The sequence below is a fragment of the Patescibacteria group bacterium genome (assembly GCA_018897195.1).
GTDB lineage: Bacteria > Patescibacteriota > Patescibacteriia > Patescibacteriales > UBA12075 > JAHILH01.
Window position 1 is genome coordinate 25,878 of record JAHILH010000003.1, and the last position, 17,372, is coordinate 43,249.

General features: G+C 35.9%; 26 protein-coding genes. All 26 read left to right on the forward strand.

Translation table 11 applies throughout. The features are described from left to right. The first annotated feature begins 21 nt into the window (after window positions 1-21). The 26 genes from KKD45_03115 (at window position 22) to KKD45_03240 (ending at window position 17,256) form a co-directional block, all read left to right on the forward strand. On the forward strand, window positions 22-531 hold the full coding sequence (locus tag KKD45_03115) for a hypothetical protein (GenBank protein MBU4309493.1): 510 nt from the start codon (window positions 22-24) through the stop codon (window positions 529-531). Window positions 532-678: 147 nt separating this feature from the next. Then, on the forward strand, window positions 679-1,866 hold the full coding sequence (tuf, locus tag KKD45_03120; GenBank protein ID MBU4309494.1) for an elongation factor Tu: 1,188 nt from the start codon (window positions 679-681) through the stop codon (window positions 1,864-1,866). An 84-nt stretch (window positions 1,867-1,950) separates the two neighbouring features. Beyond that, entirely contained in the window at window positions 1,951-2,304 is a 354-nt protein-coding gene (gene rpsJ / locus KKD45_03125) for a 30S ribosomal protein S10 (GenBank protein MBU4309495.1), read from the forward strand. Window positions 2,305-2,660: 356 nt separating this feature from the next. After that, the gene (rplC, locus tag KKD45_03130) at window positions 2,661-3,476 is read left to right on the forward strand and encodes a 50S ribosomal protein L3 (protein MBU4309496.1); all 816 of its coding nucleotides are present in this window, start codon (window positions 2,661-2,663) and stop codon (window positions 3,474-3,476) included. A 28-nt stretch (window positions 3,477-3,504) separates the two neighbouring features. Further along, entirely contained in the window at window positions 3,505-4,164 is a 660-nt protein-coding gene (rplD, locus tag KKD45_03135; GenBank protein ID MBU4309497.1) for a 50S ribosomal protein L4, read from the forward strand. A 27-nt stretch (window positions 4,165-4,191) separates the two neighbouring features. Beyond that, window positions 4,192-4,548 (forward strand): 50S ribosomal protein L23, encoded by a 357-nt coding sequence (gene rplW, locus KKD45_03140; GenBank protein MBU4309498.1) that lies wholly within the window; start codon window positions 4,192-4,194, stop codon window positions 4,546-4,548. 22 nt (window positions 4,549-4,570) lie between these two features. Beyond that, window positions 4,571-5,416 carry a 50S ribosomal protein L2 gene (rplB, locus tag KKD45_03145; GenBank protein ID MBU4309499.1) on the forward strand — a complete coding sequence of 282 codons (846 nt, stop codon included), beginning with the start codon at window positions 4,571-4,573 and terminating at the stop codon, window positions 5,414-5,416. A 76-nt stretch (window positions 5,417-5,492) separates the two neighbouring features. Next, on the forward strand, window positions 5,493-5,768 hold the full coding sequence (gene rpsS / locus KKD45_03150; protein MBU4309500.1) for a 30S ribosomal protein S19: 276 nt from the start codon (window positions 5,493-5,495) through the stop codon (window positions 5,766-5,768). A gap of 20 nt (window positions 5,769-5,788) precedes the next feature. Beyond that, a complete protein-coding gene (gene rplV / locus KKD45_03155) occupies window positions 5,789-6,367 on the forward strand; it encodes a 50S ribosomal protein L22 (protein ID MBU4309501.1) in 579 nt (192 codons plus the stop codon). Between the two features lie 96 nt (window positions 6,368-6,463). Beyond that, window positions 6,464-7,159, forward strand: a complete 696-nt coding sequence (gene rpsC / locus KKD45_03160; GenBank protein ID MBU4309502.1) for a 30S ribosomal protein S3 — start codon at window positions 6,464-6,466, stop codon at window positions 7,157-7,159. 84 nt (window positions 7,160-7,243) lie between these two features. Continuing rightward, window positions 7,244-7,648: a 50S ribosomal protein L16 gene (gene rplP, locus KKD45_03165; protein MBU4309503.1), complete on the forward strand. Its 405-nt coding sequence runs from the start codon at window positions 7,244-7,246 to the stop codon at window positions 7,646-7,648. Between the two features lie 5 nt (window positions 7,649-7,653). After that, on the forward strand, window positions 7,654-7,854 hold the full coding sequence (rpmC, locus tag KKD45_03170) for a 50S ribosomal protein L29 (protein ID MBU4309504.1): 201 nt from the start codon (window positions 7,654-7,656) through the stop codon (window positions 7,852-7,854). A gap of 25 nt (window positions 7,855-7,879) precedes the next feature. After that, window positions 7,880-8,185 carry a 30S ribosomal protein S17 gene (rpsQ, locus tag KKD45_03175; GenBank protein ID MBU4309505.1) on the forward strand — a complete coding sequence of 102 codons (306 nt, stop codon included), beginning with the start codon at window positions 7,880-7,882 and terminating at the stop codon, window positions 8,183-8,185. 17 nt (window positions 8,186-8,202) lie between these two features. After that, entirely contained in the window at window positions 8,203-8,574 is a 372-nt protein-coding gene (gene rplN, locus KKD45_03180) for a 50S ribosomal protein L14 (protein MBU4309506.1), read from the forward strand. Between the two features lie 26 nt (window positions 8,575-8,600). Beyond that, a complete protein-coding gene (rplX, locus tag KKD45_03185; protein ID MBU4309507.1) occupies window positions 8,601-8,915 on the forward strand; it encodes a 50S ribosomal protein L24 in 315 nt (104 codons plus the stop codon). A 14-nt stretch (window positions 8,916-8,929) separates the two neighbouring features. Further along, window positions 8,930-9,472 (forward strand): 50S ribosomal protein L5, encoded by a 543-nt coding sequence (gene rplE, locus KKD45_03190; protein MBU4309508.1) that lies wholly within the window; start codon window positions 8,930-8,932, stop codon window positions 9,470-9,472. A gap of 35 nt (window positions 9,473-9,507) precedes the next feature. Then, window positions 9,508-9,693, forward strand: a complete 186-nt coding sequence (locus KKD45_03195; GenBank protein ID MBU4309509.1) for a type Z 30S ribosomal protein S14 — start codon at window positions 9,508-9,510, stop codon at window positions 9,691-9,693. Window positions 9,694-9,766: 73 nt separating this feature from the next. Beyond that, complete coding sequence (gene rpsH / locus KKD45_03200) at window positions 9,767-10,177, forward strand: 30S ribosomal protein S8 (protein ID MBU4309510.1); 411 nt, start codon at window positions 9,767-9,769, stop codon at window positions 10,175-10,177. Between the two features lie 15 nt (window positions 10,178-10,192). Beyond that, window positions 10,193-10,738, forward strand: coding sequence for a 50S ribosomal protein L6 (gene rplF, locus KKD45_03205; GenBank protein MBU4309511.1), 546 nt, complete (start codon window positions 10,193-10,195; stop codon window positions 10,736-10,738). Window positions 10,739-10,768: 30 nt separating this feature from the next. Beyond that, a complete protein-coding gene (gene rplR / locus KKD45_03210; GenBank protein ID MBU4309512.1) occupies window positions 10,769-11,140 on the forward strand; it encodes a 50S ribosomal protein L18 in 372 nt (123 codons plus the stop codon). A gap of 33 nt (window positions 11,141-11,173) precedes the next feature. Continuing rightward, entirely contained in the window at window positions 11,174-11,908 is a 735-nt protein-coding gene (locus tag KKD45_03215; protein ID MBU4309513.1) for a 30S ribosomal protein S5, read from the forward strand. Between the two features lie 30 nt (window positions 11,909-11,938). After that, window positions 11,939-12,376 (forward strand): 50S ribosomal protein L15, encoded by a 438-nt coding sequence (rplO, locus tag KKD45_03220; GenBank protein ID MBU4309514.1) that lies wholly within the window; start codon window positions 11,939-11,941, stop codon window positions 12,374-12,376. 103 nt (window positions 12,377-12,479) lie between these two features. Continuing rightward, window positions 12,480-13,748, forward strand: coding sequence for a preprotein translocase subunit SecY (secY, locus tag KKD45_03225; GenBank protein ID MBU4309515.1), 1,269 nt, complete (start codon window positions 12,480-12,482; stop codon window positions 13,746-13,748). An 88-nt stretch (window positions 13,749-13,836) separates the two neighbouring features. Next, on the forward strand, window positions 13,837-15,345 hold the full coding sequence (locus KKD45_03230; protein ID MBU4309516.1) for an ABC transporter ATP-binding protein: 1,509 nt from the start codon (window positions 13,837-13,839) through the stop codon (window positions 15,343-15,345). A gap of 5 nt (window positions 15,346-15,350) precedes the next feature. Beyond that, window positions 15,351-16,559: an ABC transporter permease gene (locus KKD45_03235; protein ID MBU4309517.1), complete on the forward strand. Its 1,209-nt coding sequence runs from the start codon at window positions 15,351-15,353 to the stop codon at window positions 16,557-16,559. Between the two features lie 67 nt (window positions 16,560-16,626). Beyond that, window positions 16,627-17,256, forward strand: coding sequence for a hypothetical protein (locus KKD45_03240; protein MBU4309518.1), 630 nt, complete (start codon window positions 16,627-16,629; stop codon window positions 17,254-17,256). Window positions 17,257-17,372: the final 116 nt, after the last annotated feature.

Here is a 17,372-nt window from a genome sequence, read left to right on the forward strand (position 1 = left end):
CATAATCCAGAATTAAATAATATGCATAGTCAATTACAGAGAGCTATAAATATTGCAAAAAAAACTGGCGATAAATTAATTGTCATTGATTCTCGTGAACCGGAAAATTCTTATGTTCTGATTCCTTTTGATGAATATGAACGTGATTTGGAAGCCAGTAATTGTAATTGCTGCGAAGATGAGGAATATTACAGTGAGGATGAAAATGCCGAAGAGGACGAAAAAATTGATTTCGACAATGATTATGAGGGTGAAAATGATTTTTATGCCCCGGTCGACAACCACTTGACAGAAGAGGAGCGAATTGATAAAATAAATCGCGACCTCTCAATTTCGAAAGAGGATAATTTGTCAAACGAAAGCGATTTTGATAAAATGAATTTTTTGGAAGGTAATTTTGACCGACGTGTGGATTTTTCCGAAGAGCATAGTGGTAAAAGTGGACATTGGAGTATCCCAAAGAATATTAAAGAGGTAGCCGAGGAGGTGATTGAAGAAGATAGACACTATTTAGAGGAAATAACTTTTTAAAATAAAAGTTTTGGTCATTGGAGCATAAGCTCCTGACTATATATAAAACTAAAAGTTTTAATAAATAATTAACATAATAAAATTAATTTTAACGACTGGACAAAACTCTCTCAGTTTTAAACTAAGTAGAGGTCGTAAGCTAAAAAAATGGCAGAAAAATTCGAACGCAACAAGCCACATCTTAATGTGGGAACAATTGGTCACGTTGACCACGGTAAAACAACATTAACAGCCGCTATCTTGAAGGTGGCAGCCGCTAATGGTTTGATGTCATCTCACAAGGATGTAGATCAAATTGACGCAGCGCCGGAAGAAAAAGCTCGTGGTATTACTATCGCGACAGCTCACGTTGAATATGAATCAACATTGAGACATTATGCTCACGTAGATTGTCCTGGTCACGCTGACTATGTAAAGAACATGATTACTGGTGCCGCTCAAATGGACGGTGCAGTATTGGTAGTAGCCGCAACAGACGGACCTATGCCTCAAACAAGAGAGCACATCCTTTTGGCTAGACAAGTTGGTATCGGTCACATCGTAGTATTTTTGAACAAATGCGATATGGTTGAAGACCAAGAATTGATCGACCTTGTGGAAGAAGAAATCAGAGACTTGTTGAAGAAATATGAATTTGACGGTGATAATACAAGAATCATCAGAGGTTCAGCTTTGAAAGCTCTTGAAAATCCAACAGGTGAATACGGTTTGAAAGTAATGGAATTGTTGACTGCTTTAGACGAAGCTATTCCAGAACCAGTTCGTGATACTGATAAAACATTCTTAATGCCTATTGAAGACGTCTTCTCAATCGAAGGTCGTGGTACAGTAGTTACAGGTAGAATTGAAAGAGGTATTTTGAAAGTTGGTGATGAATGTGAAATCGTTGGTTTGATGGATACAAAGAAAACAGTGGTAACTGGTATCGAAATGTTTAACAAGCAGTTAGACAGTGGTATGGCTGGTGACAATGCTGGTGTATTACTTCGTGGTACAAAGAAAAATGAAGTTGAGCGTGGACAAGTTTTGGCTAAAACTGGAACTGTAACACCTCACACTGAATTTGAAGCTGAAGTTTACATTTTGTCAAAAGAAGAAGGCGGTAGACACAAGCCATTCTTCAAGGGTTACAAGCCTCAATTCTATATCAGAACAACTGATGTTACTGGTGAAGTAGAATTGCCAGAAGGAACTGAAATGGTAATGCCTGGTGATACTATCAACTTCAAGGTGAAACTTATTTCTCCAATTGCTTTGGAAGAAAAAATGAGATTCGCTATTCGTGAAGGTGGTAGAACAGTAGGTGCCGGTGTAGTAGTTAAAGTAATTAAGTAAATACTTTGTCCCGCCTCGGTCTCAAGTTGAGGCGGGATTGTATTATTTATTTAAAAATAATTAACATTATTTAAAGATTTCAAGATGACAGCAGAAAAAAAATCCAAAAAAGAAACAGGCGAGAAAGATGATTCTAAACAAAAAATTAGAATCAAGATTAAGGCCTTTGATCATAAGATCATTGACCAGTCAACAAAGACAATTATTGACACCGTGAACAGAAGCGGTGCTAGCGTTTTTGGTCCTATTCCACTTCCAGTGGAAAAAAAGAGATACACTGTGAATCGATCAACTTTCGTTCACAAGACAGCTAGAGATCAATATGAAATCAGAACTCACAAGAGACTGATTGATATTATTGACCCTACGCCAAAGACTATCGAGGATTTGACAAGTCTAAGCTTACCAGCCGGTGTTGATATTGAAATAAAGATGTAATCCATTTTTGTTTAAATATTTGCCAAATTTTTATATTTATATTATATATAATATAAAATGGCTAATATTGAATAATTAAAAGGACTTGCATTTTTTAAAAAGATGGCATATAATGTCATTATATAAGTAGAGCTATCTTGTATTGTTTTAGTAACTCACTGCTAGCGCGGTGACAGTGCTTTAATGATGGATAAATAGCTAAACTAGAAAGGATTAAGTTAACAAAAAGATACAGTACAACTCAGAAGATAATTCTATTATTTTTTAGTGCTGGTTTTGTTATAAACCAGTTTTTTGTTTCTTAAATCCTTAAATTATCCGCTCCAAGCGGATCTGCGACAATAACAGAATATTTTATGAAATTTATTATAGGTAAAAAACAAGAAATGACTCAACTTTGGAAGAATGACAAAGTTGTTGCAGTAACCTTAGTTAAGGCTGAACCAAACATTGTAGTTCAAGTAAAAAATGAAGCTACTGATGGTTATTCAGCATTGCAAATGGGTTTTGGCGTTCGCAAAGAAAAGAATATCAAGAAACCACAATTAGGTCATATGAAGGGCTTGGGCAGTTTTGCTAAACTTCGTGAGTTCAGAACTGAAGGCGTAGAAGCTAAGAAGGGTGATGTGGTTGGCGTTGAAACATTTCAAGAAGGTGATATTATCCAAGTAACTGCTAACTCCAAAGGAAAAGGTTTTCAAGGTGTAGTAAAGAGACATGGTTTCAAAGGTCAGATTAAGACTCATGGTACTAAGGATCAAGTTAGAATGCCTGGCTCGATTGGTGCTAAAGGCCCTGCTCATGTATTTAAAGGTACAAGAATGGGAGGTCGCATGGGTGGCAAGAGAATTACAACTAGCAATTTGGAAATTATCAAAGTTGATATTGAAAATAATATTTTATACATCAAGGGTGCTGTACCAGGAGCAATTAACGGCTTGGTAATGATTAAGGGCAAAGGTGAATTAAAATTTATTGAAGAGAAGACTGTTCCAGTTGAAGAAAAGGTTGAAGAAAAGGTTGAAGAAAAAGTTGAAGAGGTGGTTGAAGAGAAAGTGGTGGAAGTTAAGGAAGAGGTTAAGGCTGAAGAAGTAGTAAAAGCTGAAGAAAATATTGAACAAGTAGTAATTGAAGCTGGCAAAAAAATTGAAGACGAAGAAGCTTCAAAATAATTATTGATAACTAAGTTTTTTAAATAGTATGTCCATTAAGACTAAATTATACAATCAAAAAGCAGAAACAGTTGGCGAGATTGAGTTGAGTGAAAATATCTTTGGTGTAAAAACCAATAATGATTTGATTCACCAAGCTTATGTTGCACAGTTAGGAAATGAAAGACAAGTTTTGGCACATACCAAGACAAAAGGAGAAGTTCGCGGTGGTGGTAAAAAACCATGGCGACAAAAGGGAACTGGTCGTGCTCGTTCTGGTTCAAGTCGTTCACCGATTTGGATTGGCGGTGGTGTTACTTTTGGTCCCTTGAAAGATAGAAATTTCAAAAAAGAAATCAATAAGAAAATGAAGCAAAAAGCGATGTTCATGGTTTTGTCTGATAGAATGGCAAGCGAAGCAATGGCAATTTTGGATGAAGTGAAAATGAGCGAATTTAAGACTAAAACTTTTAATGAGATTGTTGGTAACATGGAAGAAAAGGCAATGAAGAAAATCGAGAATAAGAGAAGAAGTGTATTAATTATTGATTCTAGCAACGATGATAAGGTGAAATACTCTGGCCGCAATTTGGTCGGTGTGAAGATTATCAATTTGGACAACATCAATATTTTCGATTTATTAAAATATCGAAATTTGATTATTACCAAAGCATCGGTTGAGAAAATGGAAATAACTTATAAGAAATAAATTATCTGCGAAGGCAGGATTTAATATATGGCAACGAAAGATTTATACAAAGACGAAACAACTAAAGGTGAAACCAAGAAAGTAGCTGGCAATAAAGTGTCAAATGCTTATAAAGTTTTAGTTAAACCCTTAGTAACTGAAAAGGGTGCTAATTTTGCAACATCGAATAAGTATTTGTTCGAAGTGGCTCATGACACCAATAAGGTTGAAATCAAAAAAGCGATCAAGGACGTTTATGGTGTTACACCAACTGACGTTAACGTAATGAACGTTTTGGGTAAGACTAAAAGATTTGGTCGAATCAAAGGCAAGAGAAAGGATTGGAAAAAGGCGATTGTAACTTTACCAAAAGGCGAAACAATCAATGTTTACGAAGGAGTATAATTATAAATTTTCAATTTAAGATATGGGAATTAAAAAAGTAAAACCAACAACACCAGGAAGACGTCAAGCTACATTTGATGATTTTAGTGATATCACTAAAAGCAAGCCAGAAAAGAATTTGATTACAATCAAAAAGCAACATGGTGGTAGAAACGCACAAGGTAAGATTACAGTAAGACACAGAGGTGGTGGTGTAAAAAGATTTGTTAGAATCGTTGATTTTAAGAGAGAAAAATTTGGCATCGAGGCAACTGTAAATGCGATTGAATATGATCCAAATAGAGGTGCGAGAATTGCTTTGTTATTTTATGCTGATGGTGAAAAGAGATATATTGTAGCTCCGGTTGGTCTAGTGGTTGGTGACAAGATTATGTCATCACAAGAGAGAATTGAAATCAAGAAAGGTAACGCGATGCCGATTGGAAATATTCCAGCTGGTGTAGCCGTATATAATGTGGAAATCGAACCAGGACGTGGCGGAAAAATCGCTCGTGGCGCTGGTATCGCATTATTCGTAATGGGTGTAGAAGGAAAATATGCGCAAGTAAAGATGCCATCCGGTGAAATAAGATTGATTAAGAGGGAATGTATGTGCACAGTTGGACAAGTTAGTAATGTTGATCAAAGACATATTAAGATTGGTTCTGCTGGAAGAAATAGAAGATTAGGATGGAGACCAACAGTTCGTGGTACAGCGATGAATCCAGTTGATCATCCACATGGTGGTGGTGAAGGTAACCAATCTATTGGTTTGAAGCATCCGAAGACACCTTGGGGTAAACCAGCGTTGGGCGTGAAGACTAGAAACAAGAAAAAGCCATCTGGCAAATTGATTGTAAAAAGAAGAGTTAATAAGAAGAAGAAATAATAAATTCGGTCATTGGAGCATAAACTCCTGACCATACAAAAAGCCGAGGGCTTTTATAAATAATTATTATAACCAAATGTCTAGAAGTTTAAAAAAAGGACCATATATTAATCAACGGTTCTTGAACAAAATCAAGAATTTGAAACCGGGCGAAAAAACTAATTTGCGTCTTTGGGATCGTTCATGTTCAATCACACCAGAAATGGTTGGTTTTACAGTAGGCGTCCACAATGGTCGTAAGCATGTTGATGTCTATGTAGTTGAAGATATGGTGGGTCACAAGTTTGGTGAATTTGCACCAACTAGAAAATTTGTTAATCACGGTGGTAAAATGGCCAAGGTTAAAAAATAATTTAAAAGATAAAAGATAATATGCAAGTATCAGCAAAATTAAACAATTTAAAAATATCTCCAAGAAAGGTCCGATTAGTAGTGGACGTTATTCGTGGCATGAAGGTTGAAAAAGCCTTGGATCAGTTGAAGTTTATTAATAAGAAATCAACTCATCCAATTGACAAGCTTTTGAAATCAGCGATTGCTAACGCGGAAAACAATTTCGAATTGAAGGTGGATAATCTATTAGTGAAGGAAATCAGAGTTGACGAAGGTATGACTATGAAGCGATCAATGCCAAGAGCTAGAGGTCGTGCGACAGTTATCAGAAAAAGAGTTAGTCACGTGATGATCACTTTAGGAGAATTAGTTGATAGTGGTGAGAAGAAAGGCAAGCAGACTAAAATTGAAGCGCCGATCAAATTAACAGGAAACGTTAAAGAAGAAGGTGCTGCTAAGGTTAAGGCCAAGGAAGAAGAAAAAATTGCTAAGGAAGATGCGGATGAGAAGGGTAAGAAAATTGTTGATCCAAGAATGGAAGGACATGGCAAGCATAGCAAAGTTGAGAAAGATTCTAAGGGTTTTGTTAATAAAATGTTTAGAAGAAAGTCAGGATAAGCGACTACTTGAAGTAGATTGATAGTTTACGGTCATGGAGCATAAACTCCTGACCACACAAAAAACCTTTGGTTTTTATAATAACTTATACATTATATGGGAAAAAAAGTTAATCCAAAAATTTTTAGAATGGGTATTACAAGAACTTGGCACTCTAAGTGGTTCGGGACTGGTAAAGACTATGTAAAAAATTTGCAACAAGATTTGTATATTCGTAGACATTTGTTGAAAAAATACATGGAAGCTGGTGTTGATCGCGTTGAGATTGAAAGAAATGCTAAGAAGATTGTAATCAATGTTTATACAGCTAAGCCTGGTTTTATTATCGGTCGCGGCGGTGCTGGTATTGAGGATTTGAAAAAAGAGCTTTTGGTTAAGTTTTTATCAAGACCACAAGCAGTTAAATTGAGTGATATAAATTTAAATATACACGAAGTTGATCGACCAAGTTTGAGTTCTCAAATTGTGGTGCAAGGAATGGCCTTGGAAATTGAAAAGAGAATGCCTTTCCGAAGAGTAATGAAGCAAGTGATTAACAAAGTAGAAAGAGCTGGGGGATTAGGAATCAAAGTAAAAATTTCAGGACGATTGAATGGATCAGAAATTGCTAGAACGGAAATGTTGACTAGTGGTAAAGTACCCCTACACACTTTAAGAGCAGACATTGATTATTCCCGTGGCGTAGCCCGCACAACATATGGTGCAATCGGTATCAAGGTTTGGATTTATAAGGGTGATAAATTTGAAAAAGTAGGAGATTCTAGCGGCGAAGTCGTTGGCAAGAAAAAATAAATAATTTATACGGTCGTGGAATGTGAATTCCCGACCATACAAAAAGACTAAATCTTTTATAACAATTAGTGATATTATACATATATGTTAATGCCAAAGAAAACTAAATATAGAAAGTCGCACAAAGGCAAGAGAGGCGGAAAAGCTAGTAGAATGATTAGCGTTGCTTTCGGTAAATTTGGTTTGAAGACAATGGAACCATTTTGGATCACTTCCAGACAAATCGAAGCGGCTCGTAGAGTAATCACGAGAGCGACAAAAAGAGGTGGTAAGATATGGATTAGAATTTTCCCTGATAAGCCAGTTACCCAAAAAGGTGGAGAAATCCCTATGGGTATGGGTAAAGGTTCAGTTGATCACTATGTAGCTGTTGTGAAACCAGGAATGGTTATGTTTGAAATCGACGGTGTTGACGAAGAGACAGCTAAAAGTGCTTTGATCGCGGCAGCCCACAAGCTACCAGTTAAATGTAAAGTAGTAAGTAGATAAATTTTATGAATTTAAAAGAATTAAAATTAAAAAACATTCCAGAATTGCACAAGATGTTGGCGGAACAGAGAGATAATTTGCGTGATTTGAGATTTAAGGATGCGAGCAAGCAATTAAAAAAAGTAACGGATATTAGAGTTGTGCGAACAACTATTTCCCGAATTTTGACTTTGCTTAACACCAAGAAAGAAGAAAATATTAAATAATATTTACATTAGTTAAATAATTAGTATGGTTAATACAAAAGAAGTAAAATCGAATAAGAAAGTTGCAACTAAGGTTGATGAGGCAGTAGTCGTAGAAAGAGTAGTTATTAAAAAAACTTTTAATGGCGAGGTTGTGAGCGACAAAATGAACAAGACTGTTGTAGTTAAGGTTGATAGTGTTAAGATTCACCCACGATATAAGAAGAGATATACAGTAAGCAAGAAATACAAGGTTCATGATGAAAAGGAACAGTATAAAACAGGTGATAAAGTAAAATTTATTGAATGTCGGCCAATGTCCAAGGACAAGAGATGGCGAGTAATTTATTAATCTAATTTTTTAGAGATATGATTCAAACAGAGTCAAGATTAAAAGTAGCAGATAATTCGGGTGCAAAGGAAGTTTTGTGTATCCATGTTTTTGGTGGTTACAAAAAAAGATACGGTGGGGTTGGTGATATTATTTCTTGTGCGGTAAAAGTGGCAGCGCCACATGCAGCGATCAAGAAAGGTGATGTAGTTCACGCTGTTATTGTTCGAACCAAAAAAGAAATCCGTCGTGAAGATGGTGTGTATTTGAGATTTAGCGAAAACGCTTGTGTGGTTATTGATAAGGTAAAGAAAGAGCCAAAAGCAACTCGCGTATTTGGTCCGATTGCTAGAGAGGTTAGAAAGAGAGGCTTTTTGAAGATTGCCTCATTAGCACCAGAAGTTTTGTAAATTACGATATATAATAAGAATATAATATGAAAATTAAAGTTAATGACAAAGTTAAAATAACAGCTGGTAAGGATAACGGTAAAACCGGAAAAGTTTTGCAAGTTTTTCCTGAGAAGAACAGAGCCAGTGTTGAAGGTATCAATTTATTGATCAAGCATATGCGTCCAAGAAGACAAGGTGAGCATGGTCAAAGAATTGAATTTCCAGCACCTATGGATTTGTCTAATTTAATGTTGTCTTGCCCTAAGTGTGGCAAAGAAGCGAGAATCGGTTATAAATATTCAGATGATAAAAAGAAGAAATATAGAGTTTGTAAAAAATGTGATCAAGTAATTGATTAATTAGAATAATAATTATGTTACAAGAAAAATATAAAAATGAAATAATGCCGAAATTGAAGGAAGAATTTGGTTATACGAGCGCGATGCAGATTCCAAAGATTTCTAAGATTGTTGTTAATGTTGGATTTGGTAGACAGACTAAGGAAAAAGCTTTTATCCAAAACGTTTTGAGCGGTTTAACAAGAATTACTGGACAAAAACCACAAGAGAACAAAGCGAAGAAGGCGATTTCTGCTTTCAAGCTTAGAGAAGGAATGGTAATTGGCGCCAGTGTTACCTTGAGAGGTAAGAGAATGACTGATTTTTTGACAAAATTAATTAATCTTTCTTTCCCAGGTGTAAGAGATTTCCGTGGCATTACTGATAAAGGCATGGACCGAACTGGTAACATGACAATCGGTTTCAAAGAACATTTAGCTTTCCCAGAAATTCGTAGTGATGAAATTGAAAATGTTTTCGGCCTTGAGGTAAGTTTAGCAACAACTGCTAAGACTAGAAAAGAAGGTTTGAGACTGTTTGAATTATACGGTTTTCCATTTAAGAAAGATAATAAATAATTTTTAATAAATAATAAATTAACGGCTAAGATTATATGGCTAGAAAAGCATTAATTGCAAAAGCAAAAAGAACACCAAAATTTTCAACACGCGTTATTCGCCGATGTTGGAGATGTGGCAGAAACCATGGTTACATGCGTGATTTTAGTTTGTGTCGTATTTGTTTTCGTGAATTAGCTGACAATGGTGATCTTCCGGGAATAAAGAAAGCATCTTGGTAGAGTGTTTGTCCGCGTTAAGCGGAAATAATAATAAATAATAAGTATATATAGAAAATAAATTAATATAAATTTTATGACAGATCCAATAGCTGACATGTTAACAAGAATAAGAAATGCTTCCGCTGTGAAAAAAGCAGAGATTCTTTTACCGATGAGCAAAATGAAGCATAAGATTGCCTTGATTCTTAAAGAAGAAGGGTGGGTTTATGATGTTGATGTTGTTAAAGCTAGCGCCGACCCGAAGAAATCTACTTTTGATGAATTAAAAATAGTATTGAAATACAAGAAGAGCGGTAAATCAGCGATTACTAGCATTAAGAGAATTAGTAAGCCAGGCTTACGCGCTTATTCCAAGAAGATTGAACTACCTAGAGTTTTAAATAATTTGGGTATCGCCATTGTTTCAACATCTAAAGGCTTAATGACAAATAAAAAAGCTAGAAGAGAAGGTTTAGGTGGAGAAGTTATTTGTGAAATTTACTAAGTAAAATAATACATTATGTCACGTTTAGGAAAATTACCAATAAAATTTAATAATAATACTCAAGTACGCGTTGAAAAGGGATTCGTGATTGTTAAAGGTGCGAAAGGTGAGTTGAAGCAAAAGTTACATCCGTTAATTACAGTAACAGTTGGCGAAAGTGAATTACATGTAAGTATTAAGGAAGGTGTTTCAAGAAAAGACAATGCCCTTTGGGGATTATTTTGGAGTTTGTTGAACAATATGGTGAAGGGCGTGACAGATGGTTTTAGCAAGAAATTGGAATTGAAAGGTGTTGGTTATAAAATTGCAATTGCAGGACAGAAAGTAACTTTGAACGTTGGTTTTTCTCATCCAGTTGAATTTATTTTACCGACAGGTATTGCTGGAAAAGTAGAAGCGAACACAATCACAATTGAAGGTATTGATAAGCAATTAGTGGGTGAAATTTCCGCACAAATCAGAAAAATTAAGAAGCCAGAACCTTATAAAGGTAAGGGCATTAAGTATTCTGATGAGGTGATTGTGAGAAAGGAAGGTAAGACTTCAGCAAAGGGTAAATAAATAGTTAAATAGAAAACAAATTATAAATATATGAATATTAATAAAGCTAAAATTGAAAAGAGACTTAAGAGACGCATTAAGATCAGAAAGAAGATTTCTGGCACTGCGACTTGTCCAAGATTGAGCGTTTTTCGTTCAAATGCGAGCATGTTTGTGCAGATTATTGATGACGTAGCTGGTAAAACTTTAGTAAGCGGTGCTGCCAAGGAAGTTAAAGGTAAGAAGAGTGAGAGCGCTTTGACGGGCAAAATCTTGACTGGTTTTGAATTAGGCAAGTTAATTGCTGAAAAAGCAAAAGCGAAGAAAGTTGAACAAGTAGTTTTCGATCGTGGCGGTTATAAATATCACGGTAGAATCAAATCTTTGGCTGAAGGAGCAAGAGAGGGTGGTTTACAATTTTAAAATTAATACATAGAACTAATTTAGATAAAAATTATGTCAAACGATAAAGTAGAAAATAAAATCGAAGCAAAGATTGATACTGATAAGAAGGCAGCTGATGTGGTTGCTAAGTCTGTTTTTGGTGATAAGAAAAAAAATCAATTTTCTAAAAAAAGAAGACCGGATAGTCGTGGTGAAAGACCGAAAGAAGAATTCGAACAAAGAATTGTTGATTTGGCGAGAGTAACTCGTGTAATGGCTGGAGGAAAGAGAATGCGTTTCCGAGCTTGCGTGGCAATCGGTGATAAAAATGGTCGCATTGGAATCGGTTTAGATAAGGGCGCTGATGTAACTATTGCGATTTCTAAAGCAGTTAATCAAGCAAAAAAAGTAATGATTGAAGTGCCGATTGTTAATGATACAATTCCTCATGATGTTTATATGAAAACTGGGGCTGCGAAAATTCTATTGAAACCAGCTAAGCAAGGTAAGGGTATTATTGCTGGAGGAGCGGCTCGTATCATTTTTGATCTTGCCGGTATCAAAAATATTTCTAGTAAAATTTTGGGAACAACTAACAAGGTTAGTATTGCTAGAAACGTTATTGAAGCTTTAAGCAGTTTGCGAAAAGTTGACAAGAAGGTAGTGGTAAAGAAAGAGGAGGGCGTTAGTGTTGAAAAAGCAGAAGCAGAAGTAAAAGTAGAAAAGAAAGAAGCTGTTAAGGCTGAAAAACCAGCCACTAAAAAAGTAGCAGCTAAAACTAAAGAAAAGAAAGAAATCAAAAAATAATAACATCCGCCGCGGCGGTTTAGCAAATTTATGACATTATCATTAAATACAATTAAATCAAATAAGAGCTTGAAGCAACCTAAGAAGAGAATTGGTCGTGGTAATGGTTCTGGTATCGGCACTTACTCTGGTAAGGGCTTGAAGGGTCAAAAGGCGCGTGCCGGTGTGAGTGGTTTAAAGAGATTGGGTATGCGACAAATCTTGTTGAGAGTTCCAAAATCAAGAGGTTTTAAATCTTTGAGTGGGAAAGATCAAGTGCTTAATTTGGACGACTTGAATGTTTTTAAGGATAAGGACATTGTTAATAACAAAGTCTTGAAAGAAAAGGGCTTGATTTCGAAAGAGGCAATCACTGTAAAGATACTAGGCGACGGTGAGTTGACTGTAAAGGGTTTGACCTTTGAGAATATCAAGATATCAGAAAGTGCTAAAGAAAAAATCACCAAGTTAGACGGAACAATTTTATAAATAAAAAAATGTAGCACTGCTACATTTTTTTATAGTTGAGAAGCATGAACTTTCAACTATACAAAAAGCCGATTGCTTTTATATATAAATAATTAAAAATCATATGGAAAAGTTTTTACAAATTTGGAAAATTAAGGATCTACGAAAAAATATTTTATTCGTGTTTGCGATGTTGGTTGTATTTCGTTTTGCGGCACATATTCCTTTGCCGGGCGTAAATGCTGAGGCCTTGAAACAATTTTTTGCATCTAACCAAGTAATGGGTTTGTTGAATGTTTTTTCTGGTGGAGGTATGGAAAACTTTTCAATTATTATGATGGGTATTGCTCCTTATATTACCGCTTCGATTATTTTTCAGTTATTGGGTATGATTATTCCAAGTTTTGAAGAAATGCAAAAGGAGGAGTCTGGACGACAAAAGATTAATATGTGGACTCGTTGGTTAACAGTTCCTTTGGCAGCGATGCAGGCTTTTGGTATGATTACGCTTTTGCGTCGAACGCAAGCAAACATCTTGGGTGATATTTCTGCTTTTGATTTATTGAGTATGGTAGTTGTTGTGACTGCGGGCACAGTCTTCTTGATGTGGATTGGTGAATTGATTACGGAAAAAAATATTGGCAATGGCGTGTCTTTCTTGATTTTTGCTGGTATTGTATCTGGCTTGCCAATGCAATTGCAACAGACAATGGCGACATATAGCGCTGACCAATTATTTACCTTTATTGCCTTTATTGTGATTGCGATTGTGACTGTTGTGGGGGTTATTTATATTACAGAAGCGCAACGTAACATTCCCGTGCAGTATGCGAAGCAGATTCGAGGCGGACATGTTCATGGTGGTACTTCTACTCATTTGCCATTGCGTGTTAATATGGCTGGCGTGATTCCAATTATCTTTGCAATTTCAGTAATTTTATTTCCATCAATGATCGCACAGTTTTTCATTCATGCAAAAACTACCTGGATTGCTAACACCGCGGCGCACACTATTACTTTATTCCAAAATCAGTTATTCTACGGTATTTCATATTTTGTGTTAGTTTTTGCCTTTACTTTCTTTTATACGGAAGTTATTTTTCATCCTGATCAAATAGCTGAGAATTTACAAAAGCAAGGTGGATTTATTCCTGGTATTAGACCAGGACGTCACACAGCTGAGTACTTATCAAACACAACTTACAAAATTATTTCTGTTGGAGCTTTATTCTTGGCTATCATTGCTGTTATGCCCTTGGTGTTGAAATATTTCTCTGGCGTTCAGTCATTAGCAATTGGCGGCACATCCTTATTGATTGTGGTGTCAGTGGTAATTGAATTGGTAAAGCAGATTGAAGCACAGTTAACAATGCGGGAGTATGAGATAAAATAAGAAAATTAGCTTAGCTACACAAAAAACCTGTCCAACGTGGACAGGTTTTTTATATTATCAAAATATGTTATAATAAAAAAATAAATATATGGCAAATACTAATCCAATTATCGAGGTGAAAAAAGTAAATTTTACCTACAACAAGGGAAAAGATAATGAGTATCAAGCCTTAGCTGATATTAACTTAGATATCTATCCGGAGGAATTTATTGCAATCCTGGGGCCGTCTGGCTGTGGGAAGTCTTCGTTGTTAAATATTTTAGCTGGACTGGAAAAGCCGGACGAGGGGATGATTAACGTGATGGGGCGTGACTTGATGGCCATGAATGGTCGTGAGTTTGCCGATTATCATCGTCTCGAGGTGGGGATGATTTATCAGGCCTATAATTTGATTACTAGTTTGAGCGTGTTGGACAATGTGGCCCTGCCACAGATTTTTATAAACACTCATCGCGGCAAGCGCAATGCCTTGGCAAAAACGCTTCTAGAAAGATTTGGCATTTTGGAGCAGGCACATCGTATTCCAACTGAATTGTCTGGTGGACAGCAACAGCGTATTGGCATTGCTCGTTCAATAGTTAATGATCCGAGTTTGATTTTGGCAGATGAGCCCGTTGGTAATTTGGACTCAACTTCAGCGGAAAATGTTTTAAATATCCTCAGTGACTTAAATACCAAAGAAAAAAAGACGATTATTATGGTGACGCATAATCCAGAAAATGTTATTTATGCTGATCGGATTATTCATATGAAAGACGGGGTGATAATCAGGGAAGAAATTAACGAGAATAAGGGCAAGCCATTGGCTAAAAAAGAGGACGGAAAAACAGCTAAATCACCAACCGAGGAAATGGCATCCATGCTGCGGACTTATAGCGGATTATCGAATGAACAGATAAATATTTTGATTATGCCCTATAAGTCAAAGATGTTTGTTAATTATTTTACGTCTGAGAAGAATTATGAGGAAACAAAAGTCTTTGAAGACGCTATTCAACGTCAGTTGATGGGAACTATTACCAGGGCGGAATTTTTAGATATCTTGCATCGTCCTTCGCGTGATGGCGGTATTGGTTTTGACATTAGGTCGTCAGAAAAGATTATTAGAAGAATGGATAGAATTATCCGTTTAGCTTATTTTATGCAGCAAAAATTTCATCAGGTGAAGAACGAGCGAGGCGGGCATGAAAAAGTTGTTATTGAGGAAAAGACACAGAAACTGACTGATTATTTATTAAAAACTTGCTATAATAAGCATTATCAAAATTTAGACGAAGCTCAATTGAGTAGGCTGAAGAGTGCTGTTAAGGATCGCTTTGAAAACAATATGCAAAAATCGGAATTTTATAATTATTTAGACAAGTCTTTCAAAGAGGATGGGGTGGGCTTGAATAGTAAAACGGCACGCGCAATAACGGATGAGATGGAATTGGTTTTAGTAGTTGGCTTTGGTGTTTCGCAAAACGAGAGCATGCGAAAACTTAAATTGGAAAAAGCAGAGAGTGCTAGCATGGTGTCCAATTCAGCCATGGATTTAGAATCATCTAGGGTGATGAATAGTATTGCAGAGCGCTTAAAGAAAATTAATAATAAATAAAGTTTATGTTAACATTGGATGTATTAAGATTATCAACAAGAATGTTTAGGAGCAATCGGTCGCGGACGATCTTGACTATTTTGGGTATCAGTGTCGGCATTGGCGCTATCTTGTTTTTGGTGTCGCTTGGGTATGGCTTACAGCAACTTATTTTAAATAAAATTACCACTTCGGATGCATTATTGAGTCTAGATGTCGCTACCGGTGATCTTGATAATCTAAAGATGGATGAAAATTTATTGACAAATATTCGAGGAATTGCTGGCGTTGATAAGGTTAGTCCGCTGCTTACAACGCAATCGCAGGCTGATATTAATGATATTTCATCAGAGTTGGCCGTTAATTTTTCCGATAGGGACTTTTTCAAACTCGATGGTACGACTTTGAAAATCGGGCGTTTTTATGAAAATACCGAAGAGGATAAAGACAAAATAATTATTTCATCAACCGCCTTAAAGCTTTTTAATATTGCCGACGATAAGATTTTTAATACCAATATTAAATTTACTTTATTATTACCAAATGTTGTTGAGGGTGCTGACAAGAAATTAAGAAATTCAATTAGTCTCGACAGAGAATTTCAAATTGTTGGCGTGATTGATGATGAAAGTGCTAGCTATGTCTATATGCCTTTTACCAATAGTGATATTTTATCTGCTAAAAATTTTAGTAAAATCAAGGTGAGAGTTGACATGAAAGAGCGCCTGGATTTTGTTAGAAATGCAATTACGGAAAAAGGCTTTACGGTCAGTGCCTTGTCTGATGTTATTGAGCAGGCCAATCAGATATTTAAAATTTTGCAAATTGTTTTAGCGTCCTTTGGTATTGTGGCTTTGATAGTGTCAGCTATCGGCATGTTTAATACGATGACTATTGCTCTTTTGGAGCGGACGCAGGAAATCGGCATTATGAAGGCTCTGGGGGCTACTAGTTTGGATATTTGGAGTATGTTTTTGTCCGAGTCAGTGATTATCGGTTTTCTGGGCGGAGCCTGCGGTATTGGTATTGGCATGGCCGGTGGCGAAGTGTTTAATTATGGCGTTAATTTTTTAGCGGGCGCAATGGGTGGTAATGGAATTGATTTGTTTTATACGCCCTTATGGTTTATCATGTTGATTATTATTTTTTCCACTTTTGTTGGTTTGATTACGGGATTTTATCCAGCTAAGCGCGCTGCTAATATTAATTGTTTGGCGGCGCTAAGATATAAATAAAATTTTAATAATGAGGTATCCGCTGTTGTCCCGAGTGTTCTGGACTATGGCGTGGCAAAGCAAATATATGTCAGATTTATCAAATGTAAAAATTAGAGAAATAATCGAAAAAAATCATTTAGTAGACAACAAAGGAGTAAGAACGGTTGTTGAGAAAATGACTGGTGAAAAATTGAGCAGAGATGGATCAAAAAAGGAGTTGGGTAAATTTCTTAAAAAATGGGCGGATACAAAAAACAATGAAACAAAAAATACAATATTAAATAATGCAGGATTGAGCAAGTATGGTAGTTTTAAAAGTTCTAGGGAAAAAATTGATAAGGCTTTTAATAGTAAGAAAATAAAATCATCAAGTGAGTTAAGGGCAGAGGAAAAAATAAGAAAAATAATGATAAGACGTAATATTGCCGCATCAAGAGCATCGGCTAGCTTTGGTCAACAGAAATCTGAGCGGGGATCCATGTTTATGAAAGATATTAAAGCTCGCGCGCAGGTTGTTCATCAAGGAGTACATAGTGCTTCAATTGGTGGCGCCAGTACTCGTAAAAATCTTAGTTTTCAAAATGAGAATAATAAGGGCTTGTCGGTGGATAAGGATGCTTATAAGCCCGCAGGCGGTTTCGGATCTAAAAATAGCGCTGCACCAGGTATAGGTCGTGGTGGGATAGTTGGGTCGATGGGAATGGGTAGATTGTAATAAAATAAATCTGTTTTTTATATCTAAATAATGATATATATGTAATATTAGATAAAATTACATATTTTGACATTTTTTGATTTTATCTGTATTATTACTCTATATAAAGCCGTTAT